Annotated in this window: 24 protein-coding genes and 1 tRNA gene; 3 read left to right on the top strand and 22 right to left on the bottom strand. The window is 39.0% G+C overall.

Features of this window, described 5'->3' with window-relative positions:
- Positions 1-51: 51 nt before the first annotated feature.
- The 5 genes from AB6T38_RS03080 to AB6T38_RS03060 all read right to left on the bottom strand — a co-directional run bounded on the left by AB6T38_RS03080 (position 52) and on the right by AB6T38_RS03060 (position 3,676).
- A complete protein-coding gene (locus AB6T38_RS03080; RefSeq protein WP_372545903.1) occupies positions 52-828 on the bottom strand; it encodes a CsgG/HfaB family protein in 777 nt (258 codons plus the stop codon).
- Between the two features lies 1 nt (position 829).
- The gene (locus AB6T38_RS03075) at positions 830-1,276 is read right to left on the bottom strand and encodes a curli assembly protein CsgF (protein WP_372545901.1); all 447 of its coding nucleotides are present in this window, start codon (positions 1,274-1,276) and stop codon (positions 830-832) included.
- Positions 1,277-1,280: 4 nt separating this feature from the next.
- On the bottom strand, positions 1,281-1,718 hold the full coding sequence (locus AB6T38_RS03070; RefSeq protein ID WP_372545900.1) for a CsgE family curli-type amyloid fiber assembly protein: 438 nt from the start codon (positions 1,716-1,718) through the stop codon (positions 1,281-1,283).
- Positions 1,719-1,786: 68 nt separating this feature from the next.
- Positions 1,787-3,250 carry a curlin gene (locus tag AB6T38_RS03065; RefSeq protein WP_372545899.1) on the bottom strand — a complete coding sequence of 488 codons (1,464 nt, stop codon included), beginning with the start codon at positions 3,248-3,250 and terminating at the stop codon, positions 1,787-1,789.
- A gap of 30 nt (positions 3,251-3,280) precedes the next feature.
- Positions 3,281-3,676, bottom strand: a complete 396-nt coding sequence (locus AB6T38_RS03060) for a curlin subunit CsgB (RefSeq protein WP_372545897.1) — start codon at positions 3,674-3,676, stop codon at positions 3,281-3,283.
- Positions 3,677-4,205: 529 nt separating this feature from the next.
- Between AB6T38_RS03060 and AB6T38_RS03055 the strand changes: the two genes are divergently transcribed.
- Positions 4,206-6,704, top strand: coding sequence for a S8 family serine peptidase (locus tag AB6T38_RS03055; protein WP_372545896.1), 2,499 nt, complete (start codon positions 4,206-4,208; stop codon positions 6,702-6,704).
- 89 nt (positions 6,705-6,793) lie between these two features.
- Here the strand turns inward: AB6T38_RS03055 and AB6T38_RS03050 are convergent, their stop codons facing one another.
- The 12 genes from AB6T38_RS03050 to AB6T38_RS02995 form a co-directional block, all read right to left on the bottom strand.
- A complete protein-coding gene (locus AB6T38_RS03050) occupies positions 6,794-7,552 on the bottom strand; it encodes a sulfite exporter TauE/SafE family protein (protein ID WP_372545895.1) in 759 nt (252 codons plus the stop codon).
- A gap of 89 nt (positions 7,553-7,641) precedes the next feature.
- Entirely contained in the window at positions 7,642-8,628 is a 987-nt protein-coding gene (locus AB6T38_RS03045; protein ID WP_372545894.1) for an aldo/keto reductase, read from the bottom strand.
- Between the two features lie 173 nt (positions 8,629-8,801).
- A complete protein-coding gene (locus AB6T38_RS03040) occupies positions 8,802-9,437 on the bottom strand; it encodes a glutathione S-transferase family protein (protein WP_372545893.1) in 636 nt (211 codons plus the stop codon).
- 187 nt (positions 9,438-9,624) lie between these two features.
- Positions 9,625-10,455 (bottom strand): prephenate dehydratase, encoded by an 831-nt coding sequence (locus AB6T38_RS03035; RefSeq protein ID WP_372545892.1) that lies wholly within the window; start codon positions 10,453-10,455, stop codon positions 9,625-9,627.
- 137 nt (positions 10,456-10,592) lie between these two features.
- A complete protein-coding gene (locus AB6T38_RS03030; protein ID WP_372545890.1) occupies positions 10,593-12,668 on the bottom strand; it encodes an extracellular solute-binding protein in 2,076 nt (691 codons plus the stop codon).
- An 88-nt stretch (positions 12,669-12,756) separates the two neighbouring features.
- On the bottom strand, positions 12,757-13,929 hold the full coding sequence (locus AB6T38_RS03025) for a mechanosensitive ion channel family protein (RefSeq protein ID WP_372545889.1): 1,173 nt from the start codon (positions 13,927-13,929) through the stop codon (positions 12,757-12,759).
- Positions 13,930-14,150: 221 nt separating this feature from the next.
- The gene (locus AB6T38_RS03020) at positions 14,151-16,103 is read right to left on the bottom strand and encodes a response regulator (RefSeq protein ID WP_372545888.1); all 1,953 of its coding nucleotides are present in this window, start codon (positions 16,101-16,103) and stop codon (positions 14,151-14,153) included.
- A gap of 22 nt (positions 16,104-16,125) precedes the next feature.
- Positions 16,126-16,584 carry a response regulator gene (locus AB6T38_RS03015; protein WP_348489456.1) on the bottom strand — a complete coding sequence of 153 codons (459 nt, stop codon included), beginning with the start codon at positions 16,582-16,584 and terminating at the stop codon, positions 16,126-16,128.
- A gap of 28 nt (positions 16,585-16,612) precedes the next feature.
- Positions 16,613-18,085, bottom strand: coding sequence for an ATP-binding protein (locus AB6T38_RS03010; RefSeq protein ID WP_372545887.1), 1,473 nt, complete (start codon positions 18,083-18,085; stop codon positions 16,613-16,615).
- Positions 18,086-18,125: 40 nt separating this feature from the next.
- A complete protein-coding gene (locus AB6T38_RS03005) occupies positions 18,126-18,353 on the bottom strand; it encodes a histidine kinase (RefSeq protein ID WP_372545886.1) in 228 nt (75 codons plus the stop codon).
- An 11-nt stretch (positions 18,354-18,364) separates the two neighbouring features.
- Positions 18,365-19,690, bottom strand: a complete 1,326-nt coding sequence (locus tag AB6T38_RS03000) for a sigma-54-dependent transcriptional regulator (RefSeq protein ID WP_372545884.1) — start codon at positions 19,688-19,690, stop codon at positions 18,365-18,367.
- Between the two features lie 226 nt (positions 19,691-19,916).
- On the bottom strand, positions 19,917-20,072 hold the full coding sequence (locus tag AB6T38_RS02995; RefSeq protein WP_372545883.1) for a hypothetical protein: 156 nt from the start codon (positions 20,070-20,072) through the stop codon (positions 19,917-19,919).
- A 98-nt stretch (positions 20,073-20,170) separates the two neighbouring features.
- Here AB6T38_RS02995 and AB6T38_RS02990 point away from each other — a divergent pair, with 98 nt between their 5' ends.
- Together AB6T38_RS02990 and AB6T38_RS02985 are read left to right on the top strand one after the other, a co-directional pair.
- Positions 20,171-21,160 (top strand): response regulator, encoded by a 990-nt coding sequence (locus tag AB6T38_RS02990; protein WP_372545881.1) that lies wholly within the window; start codon positions 20,171-20,173, stop codon positions 21,158-21,160.
- A gap of 22 nt (positions 21,161-21,182) precedes the next feature.
- On the top strand, positions 21,183-22,154 hold the full coding sequence (locus AB6T38_RS02985) for a diguanylate cyclase (RefSeq protein ID WP_372545879.1): 972 nt from the start codon (positions 21,183-21,185) through the stop codon (positions 22,152-22,154).
- Between the two features lie 54 nt (positions 22,155-22,208).
- Here the strand turns inward: AB6T38_RS02985 and AB6T38_RS02980 are convergent, their stop codons facing one another.
- The 5 genes from AB6T38_RS02980 to AB6T38_RS02960 form a co-directional block, all read right to left on the bottom strand.
- Positions 22,209-22,925, bottom strand: coding sequence for an RluA family pseudouridine synthase (locus tag AB6T38_RS02980; RefSeq protein ID WP_372545877.1), 717 nt, complete (start codon positions 22,923-22,925; stop codon positions 22,209-22,211).
- Complete coding sequence (locus AB6T38_RS02975) at positions 22,909-23,277, bottom strand: YacL family protein (protein ID WP_372545875.1); 369 nt, start codon at positions 23,275-23,277, stop codon at positions 22,909-22,911. The genes AB6T38_RS02980 and AB6T38_RS02975 overlap by 17 nt, the downstream gene beginning before the upstream one ends.
- Before the next feature lie 10 nt (positions 23,278-23,287).
- Positions 23,288-23,812: a YgjP-like metallopeptidase domain-containing protein gene (locus AB6T38_RS02970; RefSeq protein ID WP_372545873.1), complete on the bottom strand. Its 525-nt coding sequence runs from the start codon at positions 23,810-23,812 to the stop codon at positions 23,288-23,290.
- Positions 23,813-23,976: 164 nt separating this feature from the next.
- Positions 23,977-24,053: transfer RNA gene (locus AB6T38_RS02965), tRNA-Met, on the bottom strand.
- 195 nt (positions 24,054-24,248) lie between these two features.
- Entirely contained in the window at positions 24,249-24,551 is a 303-nt protein-coding gene (locus AB6T38_RS02960) for a 4a-hydroxytetrahydrobiopterin dehydratase (RefSeq protein WP_372545871.1), read from the bottom strand.
- Between the last annotated feature and the right edge of the window lie 132 nt (positions 24,552-24,683).

The raw sequence follows: 24,683 nt of genomic DNA, 5'->3' as shown, positions 1-24,683 counted from the left end.
TGCGTTATTCAACTCCTGTATTGTGCAATCAAATTAGTTTGAAAAGGCAAACTAAGTTCGCGCTTTCCACACCCCCTTATTAATACCTTTGAGCACCAGTTCAGAAATAGCTTTTTCGATACTCTGTTGCACACAAGTAAACATAGGTTCATTAGTGGTATAGCCCGCTTCGATTTCGGCTAGCCTTTTGTAACTGATATAGCGAAACAACCCCGCACGGATCTCTTTGCTCAGAACCTTTTTACTGGTTGAAACAGAAATTAAAACTTGACCAGTTCGAACATCAATAGCGCGCATATAAACTGAAATTTGATCTTCTCTATATAACTCTGAAGCATTAATACCAAAATATTCAGCACCAAACCCTCCCGTTCTAATATTCGAGTCGTAACTGATTATTCCCCCCTCAATGATGATTTTAGCTGTGGTTAAGGGTGGTAATTCGGTTTTTTCATTAGCATTGCTATCGCTTTGGAGAGCCGCCCTGACTATTTTTCGCTCTGTAAGAATGTTCTGCAACCCTTCCCGTTCAACGGGTAAAAACCAATCAGTTTCACTTAAAGCTTGCATCAAAATAGATGTTGCTCCTTGGGTCACAGCGGTACTAAAAGAACTGGCACCTGCGCTCGGTTTATATTGACCAGTTTGATCTCTAAATGCATAAACTGAAACAGGAATAGAACCAAAAGGCTTAGGTAAACCTTTTAGCTCTTTTAAGGTAGAGGAATCTTCAATGACGATTGCTTCTTCGGTGGCAGGAGGAATAACATTTGTAAAAGAACTACACCCTGATAACAATAAAGTGGCCAATACAACATAATACTTCATATTATTCGAACCTTGGGATTTCGACGATAGTAATTTCATCGGTAACAATATTGCTGATTTCAACAATTATGCTATCTGGGTTGCTAGTGATTAACTCCACTTGAAACTCGCCGCTAACAAATATGGAATCTTCGGAAAAGATACTTTCAATGGGGTCACCATTTTCATCATAACTGACTTCGCCAAATGCTAAATCGGTCACTTCTCTGACGATTCTATTAATGTAGGCTCTTTCTAATGACTCTTGTAAACTCTCAGCATAGGTTTTTGAAGCACTTGAGGCACTATGGGTATTTTGAGCATTTGCTTTACTTAGCAAAAAACTACCGTTCAATGGGTTCCCACCAAAACTTGGATTAATGGGTTCATATACTAGTTCAGTTGCCAATAGTGGTGAGGAAAGTATTCCCATCAGGAAAGTTAAATTAACTATGTTTATTTTTTTCATATTTTTACCATTCATCTTCCGCAAGGTCAGGGTTGTTTTGGGTCATGCCTGAGCGTGAAAGAGCATCGACTAAAAGTACCACTGCGGTTTCAACGCGTTCTTTGATTGGGGTTTGCCTGCGCCCCATATAGGTTTGATAAATAATTTGATTATCAAACCGCACTGTTAATTTCGTTCCGGCTTGGGGAACAATAATTTCTTTAATGTGAACATTTTGGCCAAATGTATCGGGGATATCTCGCCAGTATTTACCAAATTCGCTTGCGAACTCATGTCCTTGACGACTGATAGTATTGTCTAGCAGTAGACCACTTAGAGTGAGTTCATCCGCCGCCACAAAGACAGGTTTAAATAAAATTAAACCAACAAGACACAACCTTCGAGTAAGCTTTAACGTTAAGTTTGAAAGTCGTGTTAAGGAATTTTTATTCGTCAACTTCATTTGTAAAAACAACATCACTAAGATCAAAAAGAAAAGGGGGAAGAATCCCCCTTGTTCAAGACCAATTTTTACAATTGAGTAATAGTAGCGACATTATAGTCGCCGACTTGACTAACAGATATACTGCCGCCGGTGCCACTCATGCTGCCAGTAACTAAGTTATCGTTACCCACTTGTGAGATAGACAGACTCATACCGTCACCCGTAATGGTCATCGCGTATGTATCCTCACCAACAATCCAGTTATCATTTCCTTCTTGTAAAATATCGACACTATTTTCAGAACCATTGATGAGTAAGTCCAACACATTCAAGTCACCATTTTGAGCGACATCTACGGTATTAAAATTACTCTCAATGTTGCCGCCTAAGCGAATCACAGCATCATTTTGGTTACCCATTTGTTCAACGTCAATTAAGTTATCATCAGCATAATAACCACTAGGACCATCTTCCCCTACTCCAGCTTCCGCTAACAAGGTATTTTCATTCCCTTGCTGAGATATACTTACTTCATTGTAGAAACCATCGAAATTTACTGTGCTTGCTAAATTAAATTCACCGTTTTGCAAAATAGAGAAGTCGTTGTAAGCCCCGATAGCGCCTGTATAGCCAATATTGCCGTAACCTATTTGAGTGATCTCGTAATCACTTCCGTCACCTAGGTTGTCAATAGTTGCTTCGTTAAAGGTACCAATTTGTGTGATCTCAGCACTTGAATCATTGCCTTCAAACAACCCGAGTTCAGCGGAGTTATCGTCGCCAGACTGTTCAAAATCTATGCTGTTGTCATCACCATAGATATAACCGTATATGCGGTTGTATTCTCCATCAGATTCAAGTTTAACCTCATTATCGTTACCCGTAATTTCTGAGAAACTAGCAATGTTAAAGTACCCGCCTTGATCTACCTCAACTTCGTTGTCGTCACCGACAAGATTGCTAATATAGGATTCCTGCCAATCTTCGGTTTGCGTAATTTCCACTTCATTACTATAACCATTAATGGAGTTGTTCGCCCAGTTGCCGCCATCACCTTGATCCACAATTAAAATATTGTCATCACCGCTAATATCATTTATTGAACGATTAAAAATAAAACCAAGGGGACCGCCATCTCCCATCTGTGTAATCTCTATTTCATTAAAATTTCCTTGAACAACAATTTCGGCATCATTTTGAATGCCATTTTGATAAAGTGTTACATCATTTTCATCACCGGTGACGGTGCCATAAATGATATTACTTTCCCCCATTTGTTCCGCGTCAACCATATTTGCATCACCCACGATGGTGATATCAAGGCCATTAAAATCGCCTTCTTGCATTAATATGGCTTCGTTACCTACAGAATTACCAATGGAAGCAGATTGAGTTAAGTTGATAACGTTACCCACAGCATCAATCATGAAATCTGATTGGATTGATGGATTGTCATCTTTAACTGTATTTTGTGCTTGAGCAATACCAGCCTGAGCTGCTAATACCGCCATTAAAATTGAACTGGCTACTGTCGTTTTTCTAAACTTCATTTTATTCTCCATAAGTCATTGTAAACAGCTTTACTTCTTATATTGGGTGATGTTTACAACCATATCGTTTCCAATTTGATGAACTATAAAACTTTGCTCACCTTGTTGGCTTATATTCGCCAAGTTAAAATCACCTTGTTGCACAACCTCGAGCAAGTTTTCATCACCGCTTTGCACCAAATCAACGTAGTTTCCCACCCCAATTTGTGTGATGTCCGCAAAATTGCTATGACCAGTTTGTGTAACACTTATATGATTTAAAGAATTGGCTGTTTGAATTATATGTGTTGTGTTGTGTATGCCGTATTGATCAATAATTAGCACGCTTTGTGATGCTTCAGAATTGACGGTACGAGCTAGACTTAAAGTCAAAGGAGAGTCTACAAGGTCTAGAGAGTCTTGTTGTGAAAAGCAAGGAGGGGACAAAAGTAACAACCCGCTAGATAGGATAACTGACCCCAAATGTTTGAGACAGTGAGTCCTCCAAAGTCTGTTAATCTTATTGCGGGGGCTTCCAATCATCTGATACTACTCCTTGTCCACTACAAATGCGGCTCTGAAACCTGCAAACGACTTTAAACCCAACTGACTAGCAAGCGCTATAGCCCTAAAGTTGTATTTGTTATCCTTATAAAAATCACATACTTAATTAAACACCAAACTTGACCAAATCAACCAGTTAGCACTTTAGTGCTAGTAAATATCGCCTTTAAAATGGGCTTGTAGAGGTAAGAATTTCACTCCTAATCCTTTAGTACCAGAATCACAAAAATGCCCAATATTTTTACCAAAAAAGTTGTATTTTCGTTATTCAAGGTAGATAAAAACCATAATTTAGGGCTACTCTGAAATAGTTGTGTAAATGCAAGACTCATTGTTAAGTTGTTTGGAGAATCTATAACCGTCGCTTAGCGTAAAGCTAAGTTTGTTTGTGTTTATTTAGGATTCTTTAATTATGAAAGCCAAACTTTCTGCAATCACACTGGCGTTGTTACCAGCGCTAGCCGTCAGCCATGCCTATGCTTCCAGTTCGCATGGTTATAAAACAGACTCAGTCTTAGTTGTATATAAAGACAGTGCTTCTGTAAGCCAAAAGAAATCGGCCAGAGCTAAAATAGCTGCCCGCATTACTGATTTAAACAAAGATGAAATTGATGATCGCTTTTCTCATTTGATGAATGGGCGATTGGCAAAATTAAAGCTGAGTGGGAGGTCTGTAAAATCTGCTCTTGAAACACTTAGAGCCGACCCTGCTGTTTTATATGCAGAACCAAACTATATCGTCAGTAGAGCGCTCATTCCAGATGATGCCGATTTTGGTTCTCTATGGGGGTTAAATAATACAGGCCAAAGCGGCGGCATTGAAGACGCTGATATCGATGCCCCCGAAGCTTGGGATATTACCACTGGGGACAGCAGTATTGTAATTGGTGTTATTGATACTGGTGTTGACTATTTGCATGAAGATCTATCCGATAACATGTGGATGAATCCAGGTGAAATTGCTGGTGACGGAATAGATAATGATGGCAATGGTTATGTTGATGATGTTTATGGCATAGATACGGTCAACGGTGATACCGATCCGATGGATGATCAAGGTCATGGATCCCATGTTTCAGGAACTATCGGTGCTACAGGTAATAATGGTATTGGCGTTGTGGGCGTGAACCACCAAGTGTCGATTGCGGGATGTAAATTCCTTGCGGCAGATGGATTCGGTGATACCGCTGGTGCTATCGAGTGTATTGATTATTTTGTGTCGCTAAAAGATGCTGGCGTAAACGTCCGAGCACTCAATAACAGTTGGGGCGGTGGTCCTTTCAGTCAAGCCTTAAAAGATTCGATTACAATTGCGGGTGATGCAGATATTTTATTTGTAGCTGCAGCAGGAAACGATGGAACTGACAATGATGTACTCCCTCACTACCCCTCTAATTATGAAAATGACAACATCCTTTCAGTGGCAAGTGTTAATCGTACAGATGGTGATTCTGGATACTCTTATGGATTAACCACTGTCGATATGGCCGCGCCAGGCAGCGCTATTTTATCGACTACTCCAGGAAATGGCTATGCGAGCTATTCAGGCACATCAATGGCAACTCCACATGTTGCTGGTGCAGCAGCTCTAGTTTGGTCATTAAATCCTGATTTAACGGCACTTGAGATGAAAGACCTGTTAATGGCTACAGGTGATGATAATGCGGTAATGCAAGGTCGAACCGTTACTGGAAAACGTCTCAATGTCCATCAGGCATTATTAGACGCAGATCCCACTCCTGGGTTTAAGTTTAGTGTTAGCCCAGTTAATTTAGAAATTACCGCAGGTGAAAGCGCTGTTTATACATTCGAAGTGGCTAGCATCTCTGACTGGGAAGGTGACGTTAGCCTATCGTTAACTGATATTTCTGGTCTAGGTATTTTATCAGCAACCACTGTAGAACCGAGGGATACTTTTACCTTAACAGTTGATACGGCAGATGATACGCCTTATGGCGACTACGAGTTCACAGTAACGGGAACTAGTGGTGACATTGTCAAAGAAAAAACCTTAGGTTTGTATGTGTTGCCACTAGGACTAAACGACTTTGTTTATAGTAACAACACCTCTATACCTACCCTGCCGAATGAAGATGATCCTGATGATATTGGTATTGATTCAGTGATCAACATTGCTGATCCATTGACCGTTTTTGGAACTAGTACTTTTGTTAATATCACCCATACTTACAGAGGCGACTTAGTTCTTACATTGACCTCTCCTTCTGGCACATCAACAGTACTTACAGCTAACACTGGCGGTAGTGAAGATGACATTGTTGAGAGCTTTGAATCCAGTGCATTTGATGGTGAAGTGGCAACCGGTGATTGGACATTAAATGTGCTAGATATCTATAACGGTGATAATGGTAATCTTAATGGTTGGGAACTCACGATTACTGGAATAGGTGAAGTTGCAGAAACACCACCCGTATCAGCCTTTAGTTATGAATCTGACGGTTTACAGACTACCTTTACCAATGAAAGTACAGATGTCAACAATGATATTGTTAGCTACTATTGGGACTTTGGTGACGGCGCGACTTCGGTTGACGTCAATCCAGTTCATATATTCCCAGCTACGGGCAGCTATGATGTTTCCTTAACAACAACTGATGCTGAAGGTCAATCGGACACAGCGATTCAAAGCGTTGCTGTTTCCAGTGTCGATATTGAACTTGAAATCGATAGAGCCTATTTATCTCGCTTCGGTAACTTACTAGTTGATTTGTCATACTCAGGTTCTGGTGCAGATATGGTTGATATCTACCGTAATGGTGATCTACTCGAGACAGTAGAAAACACAGGTAGTTATCGTGATAAAGAGTATCGCGCCTCAGGTACCACCTTTGTGTACATGATTTGTGATGCAAGCACTGCATGCTCTGAAGAAGTTACCGCTTCTTTTTAAGAGTTAGCTAAATGAACTGAAAGCCCTGTTTTACGGGGCTTTTTTATTTTTTTTACCATCCTGATGATTACAGCTCAAGACCACTAAATTTATTGGTATATGGCGATTCCGGCTTGCCAAATTAAGTGGATAGACATCAACGTCAGGACAACCTTAAAAATCCGCTTAAACTTTTCTGCAGGAAGCTTTTTAAGTAGCTTAATTCCAAACCAAGTACCCACTGTGCCGCTTAATACCATGACAATAATTAATGGCAACCAATCCCAAAAAGCAAAGCCTATGACACCAAATACTAGCGCTTTTAAACAATGTTGGAAGGTCATGCACGAGGAAAACGTTGCAGTAAAAGCTAATTTTTCATAATTGTTCATGTACATATAGCTCCCCACTAAAGGACCACTAGCACCAACAAACATAGACAAAAACGTGGTGACAATACCAACCACAATTTTCCCAAATACTGACGTTTCACTAAGGGTTGGTAGCTTTGCCCATAGTAAATAAATAACAAACACACCTAGTAATAGCTTCATTAACGCTAAGGGCAGTTGGGTAACTACCAAAGACGCAGAAAATGCCCCAATAATGGCTCCCAGCCCAAAATAAACCAGCATTTTTTTATCAAGGTGGGGAAAGGTTAAAATAGCCCTATTTGCATTTGAGCCTAATTGAACAAGACCGTGTACCGGTATAACTGCAGATATTGGCATAACAGCGGCCATCACCAGCAACAGAAAAAACCCTCCTCCTGCACCAAAGCCAGCTGTGATAAAAGAGCTAAAACCCGCAACTATGATTAATAGCAGAATAAGTTGCGGACCTAAAAAATCATTAACAAAAAATTCCATGCTTGTTCATCACAATTTTCAAAACGTTGAAGCCCATTACCTTTGTATGGTTGGGCCAATGAATATGCAAAACAGGTGTTGCCTTTAAATTAAAACTCTTCAGTATCAATTTCTAACTGTGTGGCAGATGGATACCGCCCTCCAGTGACAGCACTACTATTAAAAACCTGCCCCAGCTTTTTTAAATCAGCGGGTTTAATAACAATTTTTGAAGCTTGCATATTATCTTCGAGGTGGTCTACTCGTCTGGTGCCAGGGATCGGCAGGACATGAGGCCCTTGATGTAATAACCAAGCCAGGCTTAACTGGGAAAGCTTACAATCATATTCATTGGCGATACTCTGGAGTTGCTTAAGTAATACTAAATTCTTTTGTAAATTTTGAGTTTGAAACCGTGGCATGTTTTTACGAATATCCAAGTCTAAAAAAACACTTGAATCGCTAATTTCACCGCTTAAAAAGCCTCTTGCTAAAGGTGAAAAGGCAACAAATGCGATGCCCAACTCCAAACAGGTTTCTAAGCAGGCTAGTTCGGGGTTACGTGTCCACAATGAATACTCACTTTGTAGCGCCGAAATTGCATGTTCCGAGTGGGCTTTTCGTAAAGTTACAGCGGATACTTCAGACAGGCCAATACTCTTAATTTTCCCTTCATTAACCAAACGAGAAAGCTCTCCAACACTTTCCTCTATGGGGATACTTTTGTCCCAACGATGCAAGTAATACAAATCCAATACATCTGTTTGCAAACTTAACAATGACTGCTCTATAGTCTCTCTGATAGCTTTAGGGCTGCCGTCAATGACACGTTTTCCATTTACCCCTCGCATACCACATTTACTGGCCAAGAAAATACGCTGTCGATGGGGTTTGAGTACTTTGCCCACTAATTTTTCGTTAGCTCCAAAACCGTAAAGTGCAGCAGTATCAAAATGGGTAACACCTAAATCTATTGCTTTTTCGAGCAATGCAATAGCCTCTTTCTCTTGAGGTGGATTACCATATGCATGACTCAAATTCATACAGCCTAGGCCAATCTCAGATACCCAAGTACCTGCTATACTTCTTTGTTTCATATGATTATTTTAATTCCATGTTAATTTTAAAGCGGTTAATAATGTTAAATAAATGCAGACACTAAAAACAACTTTAATTAGCTTTCCCACTGCTTCGCACTAAGCCATTTAGCAATACAAATAATACCGCTAAAATAACACTCTAAAACCTAAACACCATTGGCATTTCAATTCTATTGGTTGGCTAATTTCTCTTTTTCCAATGCCCATATAACTGAATCACGCTTAAGCATATTTTCAGTATGTTGAGCTAAATTTGGTAAGTCTGATAGGCTAAAATTACAGCGTTGTAAACGCGTTATTATCCAAAAAATGTAAGCATCCATGGCGCTCCATTGTTCACCATACCACCAAGTGCTGTCAGCTAACCTCTGTTCTACCCAAGTTAATCCTTCATGCAAGGCAGCAAGGGCTTTTTCTTTAACACTGGTAGCACAACTCTCTTCGGCAAAAAAAGTAGGGATACAGAATCGAGTCACTAAAGGGTGAATAGTGGATGAACAAAAACATAGATCAGAAATTTGTTGATATTCAGCTAAACCAGTGTCGACTTTAGGTAATAAATTAGCTTTTGGAAATTGCGTGCTAATATATTTAATGATCATCGGGTTTTCAGTCAGAACTTCGCCTGCTATAGCAAGTGCAGGTACCTTCGACTTAGGGTTGATTTGCTTAAATTCAGCGGTTTTGTGATCGCCATTCATTAAATTCACCCATTGAATATGGTAGTCAGCTTTCGCCTCTTCTAATAAAATCAAAGAAACTCTTGAGCAACTACCTGGCATCGCAAATAAGGTGATATTGGACATAATTTACCTATGTTAAACATGTTTAGTAATGCAATTTTTCGAAAAAAAAGATTGCATAATTTAAGAGTAGAGTTCGACTATATGGCTAAGAATTTAGGTTGTGAATATTGCATCGCCATCAATTTAAAAAGTTAAATAGAATCCACTGGAAAACCAGAACAATACCCTCGCCTAAATAAAAAGCAGATTAACTAAGGGTTTTAGCCTTTTTATAGGAACCGAGTAATTTTATTTTATTCGTTTTGCCAATCTCATTTAACGCATCCGCCACCATAGGATCATCAATATTCCCATCAAAATCGATGAAAAAATGATATTTGCCAAACGTTTTGCGCGTCGGACGAGATATTATCGAGGTGAGGTTGATATTTCGCTTAGAAAATGAAAGCAGTACTTCCCCTAAATAACCTGGATGATCATGATCGTCGAGAACAATTAAGCTAGTCTTGTCCGCTTCCTTTGATGTAGGCAATGCCGTTTTAGACATAACTAAAAACCGAGTTTGATTATTTTTATAGTCATTTACTTCTTCAACAACCAGTGGAAAATCACTTTTTCGATAAGAAGTAGATGGAACTATTGCCGCACTGGGTATTCGTGCATCTTTAAAGCGATTAAGAGATTCAATATTGCTATCTGTGGTCACTATTTTTGCATGGCTGATTTCATCTAAAAATTCAAAACATTGGCCACGAGCGACAAATTGCACATACAGTTGTTGAATGTCAGATAACGATTTAGCGTTACTGATCATAGAAAACTTAATAGGTAAAATAATTTCACTGACAACATGCAAATCTGCAGCAATAAGTTCATCTAAGACAAGGGCTATAAAGCCTTCGGAGAAGTTTTCAATAGGTATGATACCTATATCACAGCTTTTACCTATTTCAGCAAGGGTGCCAACAATCGTTGGAAAATACTCCACTTGATAGGTGTCTGTTTGATTGGCGGTATAAATACCTGTGGCCATATCAGAGAATGTTCCTGGAGGCCCTAAAGTCGCAATTTTTTTCATAACATCTTGTTCTTAATACAAGAAACCGATTGTACACTTTCCAGATAGATCGCAACAGTGGAAGATGGGATTTTCATTGTAGAATGGCGTTTTAGGGCAAATATTTTTATTTCGGATTCAATTTAATCACAATACGACTAAAAATAACCCGATATTCGCATTTGTCGCTCAACCAAATTTTGACTTTGCTTCAATGCAAACTCAATCGTAATTTCTTTTCTCAAGGCCTTCGCTATAAGCTCGGCAACTTGATCGCCCATTGATGTAAATTCAGGAATAGGCACAAATTGAACGCCTAAATAGGGGCTAGGCTTAAATGTTGAATGGTACAAGTCGATACTATTAATGGTCTCCATTACCACTGGAGCAAAAGGCGCAGCTTTGATATAGGCTTCATTTTCGTATAATGATTTACGCGTTCCTTGAGGTACTAAGTGCCAACCATACTTTTCTGCAACTAATTGAATGTACTCTTTAGATGTGGCCCATTGTGCAAACTTAGTGGCGGCATCTTTGTGAGAAGAAGAGCTTGGAATTGCTAACGACCAAGTCCACAGCCAATTTGATCCGTTTTTATGCAGTGCGATTGGAGCATTTACCATTTTGATATGCCTACTCAACTCAGATTGAGTTGAATCAGCTAGTGCACTGGCGGCGATAGAGGCATCGATCCATATTGCACACTTTCCCCTTTTAAACAGATTGAGATTTTCTATGTAATTATTATCTATTGCGTTTGGTGGGCCAAACTTAGTAATCAAATCAACATACATGGAAACTGCATTATGCCATTCTTTAGTAGCAATTTGAGGTCGCCAATCTAAGTCAAACCAACTTCCACCATAACTATTCACCATAGTCGTAATCAATGCCAAATTGGAACCCCACCCGGCTTTGCCACGTAAACAAATACCATAAACTCCCTCTTCAGGTGAATTTAGTTTATTGGCAAAGTCATATATTTGTTCAAAGGTTGGCTGTTGCGGCATAACAATGCCAGCTTGTTTAAATAAGTCAGTACGATAATAAGTTACTGAGGACTCAGCATAAAAAGGTAAAGCATAAAGTTGTTCATTGACGGAAACGTCATTTTTGACGCTTTCAACAATATCATCGAGAGCGTATTTCTGCGGTAAAGAGTCTATTGGTACTATCCAATCATTTTTAGCCCAAATAGGTACTTCGTATGAACCTATTGTCATAACATCGAACTCACCAGCGTGTATTGACAGATCTGTTAGTAACCTCTTTCGCAACACCCCTTCATCTAACACTTTCCATCTTAGTTTTATATTAGGATTACTGGCTTCAAAATGACTAGAAAGGTCTTTTAGAATGAGCATGTCCGCGTTATTAACTGTACCTATAAGCAAAGAAGTTTTATTTGCTTCCTTACCCTCATTAAACGGCGAAATAGAAAAGCCATGCTTAGCTAAAATTTCTGCTAGACGACCATCAGCCCCCATTGACGCTAAACCTTGATTAAATAACTCTAGATAGCGTTGTGCATTTACATTGCTTTTGGTAAAGGCTATATGAAAGGCTTTATCAACAAGAGGAGGATAAACAAACTCTAACTTTCCAATCATATGAGGACGCTGAGAAACAATTAAGTGACCAGCACTAAACTTATCAATAAGTGCAAAATCAATCCGTTTGGCGTAAAGTTTATCAATATTTATTAAGTTGTTTGACACATATTGCTTACTTAAATATTGAGCTTCTTCAATTAATTGTTCTGAGGCGCTTCCTCTTACTAAACCAAAATGATAGTTGCGTAATTCACTGAATATTGCATTTATATTCTTTTTGTCAATATCAACAGATACCTCTGTATCTTTGCGCTTCAATAAGCCTATGACATCTCCAGGAAAAGGTTTTGAATACAGAAACGTGTCCGTGAGTAGGTTGTTTTCATATACAGGTAGTACGCCGTCGACTTTGCCTTCGGTTGCTAACTTTTGGGCTCTTGCTGCTGGATAATAAACAATTTTAACTCTTATACCTTGGCGATTAAATGCTTCAGAAACAATTTGATGCACATAACCTTGATTAGGCATGTTTATTCCAATATAGGGAACATGCTGTTCAGCGACCAGCAAAACTTGTTCTTTAGCGCTTAAAGAGCCTATACAAACTAGAGGCAGCAGAAACCAAAGCATCTTCCTCTTACGCAGTAACTCTGCAAAAGCCATAGGTTGTAACCAATTCATTTGGGATGACTCCATTTACCCTCAAAATTCAAATTCGAATAGTTTTTTACTAAAATATCTACCCAACTATGCTATCTACCTATACTAGCTACAATATATTCTGCCCTTGTTCTGGATTTCTCGCAGATTTAGCCTGCTCTCGAATAGTATCTGCATCGCTACTCAAATCTTCTGTAAAATCTGATTCTTGGTGTTGATTTTTAATTTTAGCTGATAAAGTTCGATTTTCCAATTGATTGTCCTGTTTTTTCAATAGCTTATCTTTTTCTTCATCGCTTTCTTGTTGTTTTTGCTTACCTGCAACTAAATGATCAGCGACGGTTAATTTAATACCATCAGGAAAAATAACCTCTCTAGCATCATCCGGCATACTTATACCTGCTTGTTCGAACTCATTTAATATTGTTCTCATTAATAATGAAGAAACTTTTAGTAAACTATGTTGATGGGTATCGATCCAAAAGTACACTCTAAGATTAACCGTTGAAGATGCTAAATTATCAACTAAAACTTGAGGCTCAGGTTCTTTTAACACAGCTTCAGTCATATGCAGCACTGTCATTGCGAGCTTTTGTGCTTCAACAACACTTGAATCATAGCCAACACCAATAACAAAATTACCTCTAGAATTAGGGTTGGCACTGATATTCCTGATGATATTTTTGTATACAGTTGAATTTGGGATCTGAATATGGTCGCCATCAAAATCGAGTAAAGTGGTTGCTCTTGCAGTCACTTGCTTTACCACCCCAATATGACTTTCAACCTGGATGATATCACCAATTTTAAACGGTTTTTGAATACTCAAGAGTAAACTAGAAATAAAATTTTCCGCAATATCTCTAAACGCAAACCCGATAATTAAACCCGCAACGCCCGTACCGCTTAAAATGGCAACGGCAAACTCACTTAAACCAGCAAAACGCAGAAAAATGTAAGCACCCAATAAAATAATCAATAATTGGAAAACTCGTCTTATAACCACCTTGATAAGTAAACTGGAGCTAATGTAAGAGAAGGGTTTAAGCATCCACTCTGAAATGTAGCGAGAAGATAGATAAAAAACGATGAAAACTGCCAACCCAAAAATAACAGAAGGTAAAGCTTGCAAGAATTCCAACCAATAAGATTGGACTTCATTCCAAATAACATTCGACTCTTCAACGATAGTCGTTGGTGTACCTATCTCGCTTTGGGCATGTACTTGAAAACAACTCATGATGAATAAGTATAGGAGATTAAGCGCTAATTGTTTAAACATTAAAAATCACACCTCACCTACAGTTGCTGTAAAACTTTACTCTACGCTACTAATCTTTCATTGCGAATTAGCAGCTTTTTACTTAACCGGTTATCGACCAACTTTTCACCGTCCAAAGTACCCTCTTTGCATGGAATATTAAAATAGGCCACTTAGGTCAATGGTTAAATATTATTTAATCCCATGTACTCGTTATCTTAGCCACCGATTTAGTTGTTGAACTAAGCAAATAGATTTTGTAACTGTTGCAAACTAATTGGTTTGAGCAGAGCACTTTTGATGCCGTTATCTGTTAATTCTTGATCAGAGACTTCTTCACCACTGATAATGATTAAATCACTATTTTCCTGAAGCTGATGAATTTCAGTAGCCAAATTAAGGCCGTTGCCATCAGGGAGATTTTTGTCTAACAAAATATGACTAAACTTGTTGCTTTGAGCAATCCGATTTAGACACTGCTTACAAGAATTGGCAACCTCTGCCTTAGTTCCTAAACTTTCTAATAATAGAACAATGAGTTCAGCGGCGTCTGCATCGTCCTCTACAACCAATACACTTGCCTGTTCTTCATTATCAGCTTGGGTTTGATTAGCGCTTTGTACTTCAAGCTCGGTTTCACTTGTCGATAAATAGGCAGCAATGGATTGATACAATACGTTGCGATCAATTGGTTTGCCGATAACGTTATCAAAACCTAAGGACGTCAACTCGATGTCAACACCTTTCATATTCGCTGCCGTTAATGCTAAAACAGGTTTATTGAAACCTTGATTGCGTACTTCAACAATTGCTTTTCGACCATCCATAACGGGCATATGAATGTCCATTACAACCAAATCAAAATCATTATCAGGTTCTGATATTGCCATAAGAGCTTGACTACCATCTGCCGCAAAACAAACTTCAAGTCCAAATGAACGACACATTTCACCCACCAACTGCCTGATATCTAACAAGTCATCAACAATCAATATTTTTCCTGCGAGCTGAGCAAAGCAGTCAATTGGTTTAGTGTCAGATACTTTAACGTCCAAGGGCTTAAGGGTAGATCGCAGTTGCTCTGGTAGCTTCAAACTAACGGTAAATTCACTGCCCTCGCCTAGTTTTGACTTTACGCTTATTTCCCCTTCCATTCGCCTCACTAATTCGGTAGCAATGGCTAGACCTAGGCCTGCCCCCTGCTCTTTTTTTAAGGTGACATCTTCTAGTTGCTGAAAAGGTATAAAGATGACGTCAATTTCACTCTCAGCAATGCCAATTCCCGTATCAGAAACCTTAAATCGAATTTTTTCGGGCTCAGCGGGATCATAATCAACCCATAACGCTACCTCACCAAAATCAGTAAATTTGATAGCATTGAACAGCAAATTGATGATGACTTGGCGAAGACGAGTAGGATCGGCATAAATGGACTCTGGAGCCCTTGCAGAAGAGTAGAACTGCAGACTCAGACCTTTTTCACTTGCAGGCATTTGCATTAGAGTCAAAATATCCCCAACAAAACTATTCAACTTTACATAAGCAGGTTTAAGTTGCAGTTTTCCGGCAGCGATTTTTGATAAATCCAGAATATCGTTAAGCAGACTAAGTAGATGCTGCCCATTATTAAGAATAGTTGACAGCTCTTTAGTTGCATCTCGGGCTTTATCTCCATTTAACAGTAATTCGGTGTACCCCAAGATTGAGGTAAGAGGCGTGCGTAACTCATGACTTAAGTGGGCAATAAAACGGTCTTTTGAGCGACTTTCTATTTCAGCATCTAGGCTCTGTTGCCGCGCTTTTTCTATCTCAGCTCGAGAAATGGCGTAACGAATAGCGCGAGTAAACCTAGCGTTAGTAATATCCCCTTTTACCAAAAAGTCAGCTGCACCAGCCTTTAATGCCAGTCTATCGAGATCTTCGTCAGACTGACCAGTTAACATAATGATTGGTACATGAGAACCTAGCGCCTGAGCCTTTTCTAATACATCAATGCCAGTATAAGCGCCAAGACGATAATCCAGCAGACAAATTTCATGAACATTACGCTCTAGTTGTCGCAATGCATCTTCTAGATTAGTAACCCAATCAATTTCAAAGCGATAACGATCAAGTTTCTCTAATTGATCTTGGGTGAGAATATAGTCATCTTCATCATCTTCAATAATTAAGATCCGCGCTGATTTCACATCCATATTAGACAATCACCCTAGTTTTTTATTCACTATTTTCAGGTAGCTCTACTATTTCTACCCAATATTTCCCCAACGCTTTCATCACCTCAACTAGCCCTTCAAAATTAACCGGCTTGGTTATATAAGAAGCGGCCCCTAAACCATATCCCTTAACTTTATCTTCCTCTTCTTTAGAGGTAGTTAAAATAACCACTGGAATACTTCTTAGGTTTGGATCGGCTTTAATTTCGACTAACGCCTCACGTCCATCTTTACGAGGCATATTTAAGTCGAGCAAAATTAAACCAGGTCTAGGATAGGTTTCCTTATCAGCGTATTTGCCCACCCGTTTTAAATAGTTCATTAACTCGACGCCATCTTCAACACACTTTAGGCTGTTCAAAACTCGGCTTTCATTCAAAGCATCTTGTGCGAGCAATCTGTCATCGTCGTCGTCATCAGCCATTAAAATAATTAACGACTTTTTATTTGAATAAGGCATTTATTTCCTTTCTAAATTATTTCTTTCATTAAATTTTATTTAGCACAGCATCAGTGGGTAATTTAATCACAAAAATAGAACCTTTACCTAATTCACTAGTAGCTGAAATTGTTCCACCATGTCGTTCCACAATTCGCCGACACACAGCAAGACCTATCCCCGTGCCTTTGTACTCGTTACGCCCATGTAAGCGCTGAAACGGAACAAATATTTTTTCAGCAAATTCATTTTCAAACCCGACGCCATTGTCTTTAATTGTGAACACATGCATGTCGCCAATGGAGATACCATTATCAATGATGGCCTTTTCGTGTCTGTATTCCAATTCAATAATAGGAGCAGTATCTGCTTTTCTAAATTTAATTGCATTTGACAATAAATTTAAAAATAACTGGTTTAACTGACTAGGGTCACCTTTGATTACAGGCAATTGAGGAATAATAAGAGTTGTATTACTTTCATCTATGGCTATTTCTAAATCACCTTCAATCGCCTCAATCACCGATGACATATCAACGTCTGTAAAGTCTTTACCTCTAGTTGAAACCCGAGAAAACTCGAGTAAATCACTAATTAAATTAGACATACGCTCAGCCGCATTTTTCATCCGGTTTAAGTAGTCGGAACCTTTATCACCTAACTTTTCTGAATAGTCTGATTGTAATCTATCACCAAATGCGCGAATTTTTCGAAGTGGCTCTTGCAAATCATGGGATGCCACAAAAGCGAAATCTTCAAGTTCGCGGTTACTGCGGGCTAACTCTTCAGAATAAACCGTTAATGTTTGAGTCCGCTCTTCCACTTTTAAAGCCAAGTTTTGGTTTTGTTTCTCCAATGAGTTTCGAAACTTTTCTTCGCTCACCAGATTCAGTCTTGCTAATACAATTAACCCCAACAACAATAATGCACTGGTGATAGCAGAGGTGAAAAATGTAAATACGGACTCTTTCTCCGCTCGATTTAGCTTGCTGTAAAGAAAGTTTCGATAAGTTAGCTCGTTATCAATTACTTGCGAAAATAATTGACCAAGATCTTTAGTCAACTCGTTACCCTCTCCCCCTTTTACTAAGCGAATTGCTGACCGCTCACGATCAGATTGCGCTAAGGCAACGGTTTTTTCCATCTCATCCATTTTCATTTCGGTAAGTTGGATTATTTCGTTGATCAGCGTTTTTTGGCCTTCTATATCCACTTCAACTACGCGTACTTTTTCAATCTGATCAGACAGTTGTTTAACTGAATTTTTATAGGGAGCAAGATACTCTTCAATTTCAGTTAATAAGTATCCTCGTTGACTACTTTCCGCTGCAAGTAACATGATATGTAACTCATCGAGTACTAAAATCACGTTACCAGTATTGGTCAGGTTTTCCTGTACTTTGGCTAGATCTCGGGTAGTTTTAACAGCCAAATAAGCATTTACGCTGATAACACCTAAAACGATAATAGTAACTGCAAACCAAGTAAAAACGGTGTTGCCAAATAAACGACCTTGTCTCATAAATTGTTACTCATTGTTAAGTCATACTGAAACGACAACACTAATCGTTTTTGTCTTTTTGAGAATCACTAATCATCTGAAGTTTGTCGCTACAATCTTGACAGGCTGTAATAATTTTACTCAATGCATCAACCGCTTTATCGCGAGGTAAATCATTCTCCAAAACTAACTTGACCAATTCTGCGTTCATCGAAATGCGATTTAAAGGACCTCGTGCATCGTGAACTAAGGTCCTAAGGTCAAGGTTTTGATTACTTTCTGTTGTCATTGAATATCCTGTTATTGTTCAAAGTCACCATAAGCATGTAAACGGTTATATAATGTTTTAGTACTTATACCGAGCATCTCTGCCGCAAGAGTCTTGCTTCCATTTACTTTTTCCAACGTTGCGCGAATTAGCTCTTTTTCAACGTTTTCTATAGTTTGTCCTGCTGAAATCTGATTCGTTGAGCTTGAATTAGATGCAAAAGGAGAAGCAAAACTATTAGGTAAATCCACCGTCGACGAATCTGGATCGCTCATTATAAATGCCCGATGAACCGCGTGACGAAGTTCTCTCACATTGCCGGGCCACTCATATTCAGTTAATCGCGTTAACTGAGGTTGACTCCACGCAAAAGATGTTCCATTTTCTTGATTAAGCTCATTTAAGAAAGCCTCTGCCAGTAACGGAATATCTTCTTTACGTTCACGCAAAGTAGGAATATCGATGGGAAAAACAGCTAATCGAAAATAAATATCTTCTCTAAGAACCTTACTTTCAGCCAACTCACTAACGCTTCTATTGGTAGCTGAAACCACTCGACAATTCACGTCTATTTCCTTAGTTCCCCCCACCCGAGTAACACGTTTTGATTCTAGAACACGTAGCAGGTTTGGTTGCATATCAATGGGCATCTCGGTAACTTCATCAAGAAATAACGTCCCCTTTTCTGCCCGCTCAAATACGCCATCTTTTCGCCCAACAGCGCCGGTAAAAGCCCCTTTTTCGTGACCGAAAAGTTCGCTGCCAATTAGCTCCTTAGACAAGGCTCCACAGTTGGTAGCAATTAATGGACCTTCGCAATCGCTTGCAGCATGGATAGCTTGGGCTACGACTTCTTTTCCCACGCCACTTTCCCCCATTAACATAACATTGGCGTTGGTTTTAGCGACTCTCTCTATCATTAGGTAGAGCTCTTTCATCTGAGCAGATTCACCGATTAAACAACCAAAATGCAGAGATTTACTTAATTTTTTAGGCGCTTTTTTAGATTTGCGATTCAATACCTGTTCAATATCTTCTCGCTGAAGGGGTTTTACTAAATAGTTAATATTTGGACCACACAAGCCAGCTAACATCCCTTTGACAGAAGGGTGGCCTGTAATTAAGGTAACAAAAGTTTGCTTTCCAGCGCTTATCTCAAGTTCATCGATAAGATGTAATCCGCTACCATCAGGCAACATAAAATCAAGTAATATATGATCAAACTGTTGATGCTCTAACCATTGCCGCGCTTCCTTTAACGAGCCCGCTACGGACACCTCATGGCCCAAGAATTCGATAATTTGATAAGCCACATCTGTAAACTCATTATCATCATCAACCAATAAAACTTTTAACACATCATCGTCCTTTAATAATCTCTATATTTAAACTACGAACATTTATTACGAAGTGAAAGAACATTGCCCTACTAACTTGTTTTAATCAACTTTTAATCACCTTTTACGTATTACATAAATTCGGAGTTTTTCGTTAAAACGTGCAAATTTTTCACACTAATGAAAGTATTACTCAAATAACCATATTTCGATCACTCCAAAGCTCAGAAATTTTTAAATGGCGAATTCACGAATCGGTTAACAACAAAGCGCCAGTAATAGTAATGACATCCCGTACTTTCATATAAATATTGCGTTGGTGTAGATATTGCTGTTTTAAGCACAATGAATCTTCGTTTAGTACGGTAAAGCCGTTTAGCAGACTAAAACGACGAGTTTTCAAAAAGGTTTAGCATTTACATTTTGATTATTTTAAATCGGTAGACGGAATCACCGCTCTGAAAAATCTCTGTTGATTACATTAAAAAGGCAAATCCTTAGGTGAAAAGATTAGCGGGTTTAACGATATTAATTGCAGATGACAACGCATTAACATTGGAGGCTTTGAAGCGATTACTTGAAATGTCTGGTGCAGTGGTTGCCGCCGTTGCCAATGGAGAAGAAGTGATTGCTCGTCTTCAATCTTCGCCAAAAAAATTTGACGTCATCTTATTAGACATTAATATGCCTACCTTGGACGGTCTAACTACAACTAAAAAAATTAGATTAGATCAACGCTTCGACAATTTACCCATTATCGCCGCTACAGCAGATTGTCAGCCTGAAGATCAGCTTAAGTGTTATGAAGTTGGCATGAATGCACACCTAGCTAAACCCATTAGCTTGCATAAACTTTGTGAAGGAGTACTCGCAGTTTTGCAAAAACACCCTAGTAATCAATCCGTTGAGATTTTAAAAGACTATAGCACTGTGACGGATTCAGAGCTTAGACAACAAGTCTTAGACCGCTTCGGTCAAAACCATGACGTAGTGGAAAACCTAATTACCCTATACGCCCAAGAGTTTTTAGAACAATTAAATATTCTAAAACACACTCGTGATTCAAAAACAATTATCTCATCGCTACATATTCTCAAAGGGTTAGCCGGAACAATAGGTGCTAACGATGTGTATAATTATGTGGTTAGTTTTCATGCTTTGGCTAAAAAAAACCAATTAAACGAACAGCAAAATATAGAGATGCTGGAAACCCTTTCTAGATTACATGCGTTCAACCTCCAGCGTTTACAACAATTGTTTGTAAAAACTGAGATGCCTAAAAACACCGAATCACATAGCAACCCGCAAATTAACCAAGACAGTCGTCAAAAGATCATTCATTTATTAGAACAAAGTGATCTATCTATCATCCGGTACGTTAACAACTTGATTAAACAGTTTCCCGACGACAATGAATTAGCAACTCTCAACAAATATGTAGAGCAGTTGAAGTTTAAAGCAGCATTGGAATTCATTTTAGGTCAATCATGAAGCTGTACACAGAGTATCCATAATGACAAATAAACAGGTAAGTTTTGGCAATATATCTCATCGTACACCTATTATGCTTATCGCAGACGATCAGCCTTTAGTGGTGAGACAGATATACGAAGTGTTTCAGGACGACTTCCACATTTTTATGGCAAGCGACGGCGCTCAATGCGTTGAAATGGCCAACGAATTACTACCGGACATCATCCTCCTAGATATCAATATGCCGCATTTAGACGGCTTTCAGGTTTGTGAAAAGATAAAGGAAAATGTGATCACCTCACATATTCCTGTAATTTTCATTACCTCAAACATTGATGAAGCTGATGAAGTAAAAGGGTTTGAGGTGGGTGGCGTTGACTTTATTCGTAAGCCAATTAATCCCACTATCATGTGGGCGCGAGTGCAAAGCCATGCGCAGATCAAACGACAATCGGATTTGCTACGCAGATTAGCCTTAATTGATGGTTTAACTGGCGTGAGCAATCGTTATCAATTTGACGAACAGTTGCTTACTGATTGGTTATCCTGTGCACGAGAGAAAAACTCACTGGCCCTGCTGATGATAGATGCGGATAACTTCAAACAGTTAAACGACACCTATGGACATCAAGCTGGAGATAAATTCTTAAAAGTACTTGCAGAAAAAGTAGCTACCTGCGCTCATCGTCCCGGTGACTTAGTGGCGCGATACGGTGGCGAAGAGTTTGCGTGTATCCTTCCCAATACTGATCTTGCTGGAGCGTTAAAAGTTGCAGAAGACATTCGCACTTTAATCGAGCAAACCGTCGTTTGCTTAGAAACAAGCCGAGACCAAATTTCAGCCATTAAAACCACCGTTAGTATTGGTTTGCACTGCTTAGTTCCAGACCGAAAGGATCAACCTGATGTTTTAATTAAAAGTGCAGATCAGGCATTGTATCAAGCCAAGGCTTTGGGAAAAAACCAAATATGTATTTTTGAACATGAGCATATTAAACAGGCTTCAAATTAAAATAATAGCAAGCATAACCAACCTAGGATTCCCCACAACCGCCTTATAGAGTATTTAGAAAGGTGGCGGGCAGACTCCGTGCACTTTTTTGCCTGTAACGGGGTGTTCGAAGACGATACTTTCCGCATGCAACATTAGCCTATCAGCCCCCGCAAAACTATCGCCAGTGCCATATAAATCACAACCTAAAATAGGATGTTGTATAAACTGGCTGTGAATACGTAATTGATGGGTCCTGCCGGTTTGCGGCTGATACCGAACACGAGTTGCATGGGGAGTCGTTAAGCGCTTCAATACGGTATATTGGGTAACAGCCGCTTTGCCTTCTACCGAGCAGATTTTAACTTTTGGAAATAGATTAGGATCTTTGGCAATAGGTTGGCTAATTTGTCCTTCATCCTGTTCAAGATGCCCATGTAACAAGCTAACATAGGATTTTTGAACTGTACGCTGCTCAAATTGCTTAGCCAGATGGCGGTTAACTTGTTTATTCAAGGCAATCACCATAATGCCTGATGTTCCTATATCTAAACGGTGAACCATAGTTGCAGAACTAAATTGTTTCACTAACCGAAAATGCACAGAGTCATAGTTCTTGGGATTTTTACCCGACAAAGAAAGCAAACCACTTGGTTTATTGATCAGTAAAATAGACTCATCTTGATAAAGTACGCTAATGTCATCTAAACATTTTGGTGCTACAAAATTATCGACAATGCTGTTTTTCGCAGCTTTGGTCGTGGCTAAGTCAGGCTTATTTTCCACTGACAAAGTCACACCACGAATTTAGAACTTGCTTGAAGTCTTCCAGTCCACAGCCTGAGACAGATTCTTGATCATATAACTCAGTCCCTTCGGGAAGTTCATCAGGCCCCTGCATATCCAAGTCCTTAGATCTGACTTCCACTTCATCAAAGTCCATTTGCAAATCAAACTCTAATCCCGTTGACCGGTACTCTTTGATTTGGCGTTTTTCGAGTGAATCAATAGCAGAAAAGATTTCCATTATCTTATCTTTATTTGTCCCAAGTTCTTCTGAAAACCAACGGGAAAAAGCCTCATGTCCCATCTCAAATTGCGCTTCAGGAATACCTCGTAAATTGCGTATAAATTGATAATTCATGGTTACCTTATTAAGGGTGTTGTGGCTGGTTCTGGTAAACCTCGCCTTTATGCTCAAGATGCGTTAGATAAACTCGTACATCAAACTCTACCTGGTGGTAATTGGGTAACATATGACAACAAAGTTGATAAAACGCTTTGTTATGTTCCTTTTGTTTTAAATGCGCCAATTCATGCACCACTATCATGTTTAAAAATTCAACGGGCGTATTTTTAAATAAGGTACTGATACGAATTTCATTCTTACTTTTAAGCTTTCCCCCCTGCACTCGAGACACATAACTGTGTAAACCTAGGGCGTTATCAACCACATGGATCTTCTTATCAAATACTACTTTACTCAAAGGTTGGGACTTTTTAAGGTATTGATTTTTTAACGTGATGACATATTCACGCAATGCATTATCGTTTGGCACACTATGCACCAGCGGATATTTTTTCAGCAGATAGTCAGTTAAACGATCAGACTCTAACAATTCAGTTATTTGCTGCTGTAAATCAGGGGAATAAGCGGATAGATATTTGAGCGATGACACAGTGTTACTTTCAATAATGGGTGAGAGTCTAGTTTAACTTGCTAACAACAGTTAGTCACTAACGGTCTTAGTGCGCTATTCAACTTAATAAACAGTTTGAGCCTTTGAAAGGGAGTTTGCTTAACACAAACAAAAAAGGCCTCGAATAATCGAGGCCTTGAATGTGGTTGCGGGAGCAGGATTTGAACCTACGACCTTCGGGTTATGAGCCCGACGAGCTACCAGACTGCTCCATCCCGCGCTTGAAACTGGTTTGATTGGGTAGTTGTTTTGTTTCTCTTCCCTCTCAAGTGGTGCGTATTATACATAGCCATTTACGCTGTGCAAGCAAGATATGCAAAAAATATAATAAAACTTTCATATCTCTGACCGTTCGGTCAAAATTAAAACAAAAGGCTTATTTTACGTACAATTAACCTCACTCTTGTTATTAAAACTAATGAAATAAATCCATTTTTTCTGCCAATTTAAAATCTAATTCACTGATCCCATCCACATCATGGGTAGTTAATTCGACTTCCACCTTGTTATAAACATTAAACCATTCTGGATGGTGGTTTAACTTTTCTGCCCAAATCGCAACTTGTGACATCCAACCAAAAGCACGAACAAAACTCTTAAACTTAAAGGTTTTAATTAATTTACTGCCGTTAACTTGCCACTTTTGTTCTTCACTTTTTCCTTCGTTAAGATCTAAAAGTGCATCTCTGATTTGTTGTTGGTTGTATTTTTTAGCCATAACTTAGTGTCCTTAAGTAACTTGTGGGTGTTAAGTGTTGATAAAAAATTAAAGAATTGAAAGATTTCAGTCAAAAAGTGATTGCTCAATATGGCAGCGCTTATTTACAAAAAAAATCCCCGAACCTAGTCG

The organism is Aliiglaciecola sp. SL4 (assembly GCF_041538045.1).
GTDB lineage: Bacteria > Pseudomonadota > Gammaproteobacteria > Enterobacterales > Alteromonadaceae > Aliiglaciecola.
The sequence above is the reverse complement of the archived record's forward strand: the minus strand, read 5'-3'. Positions and strand labels throughout refer to the sequence as shown.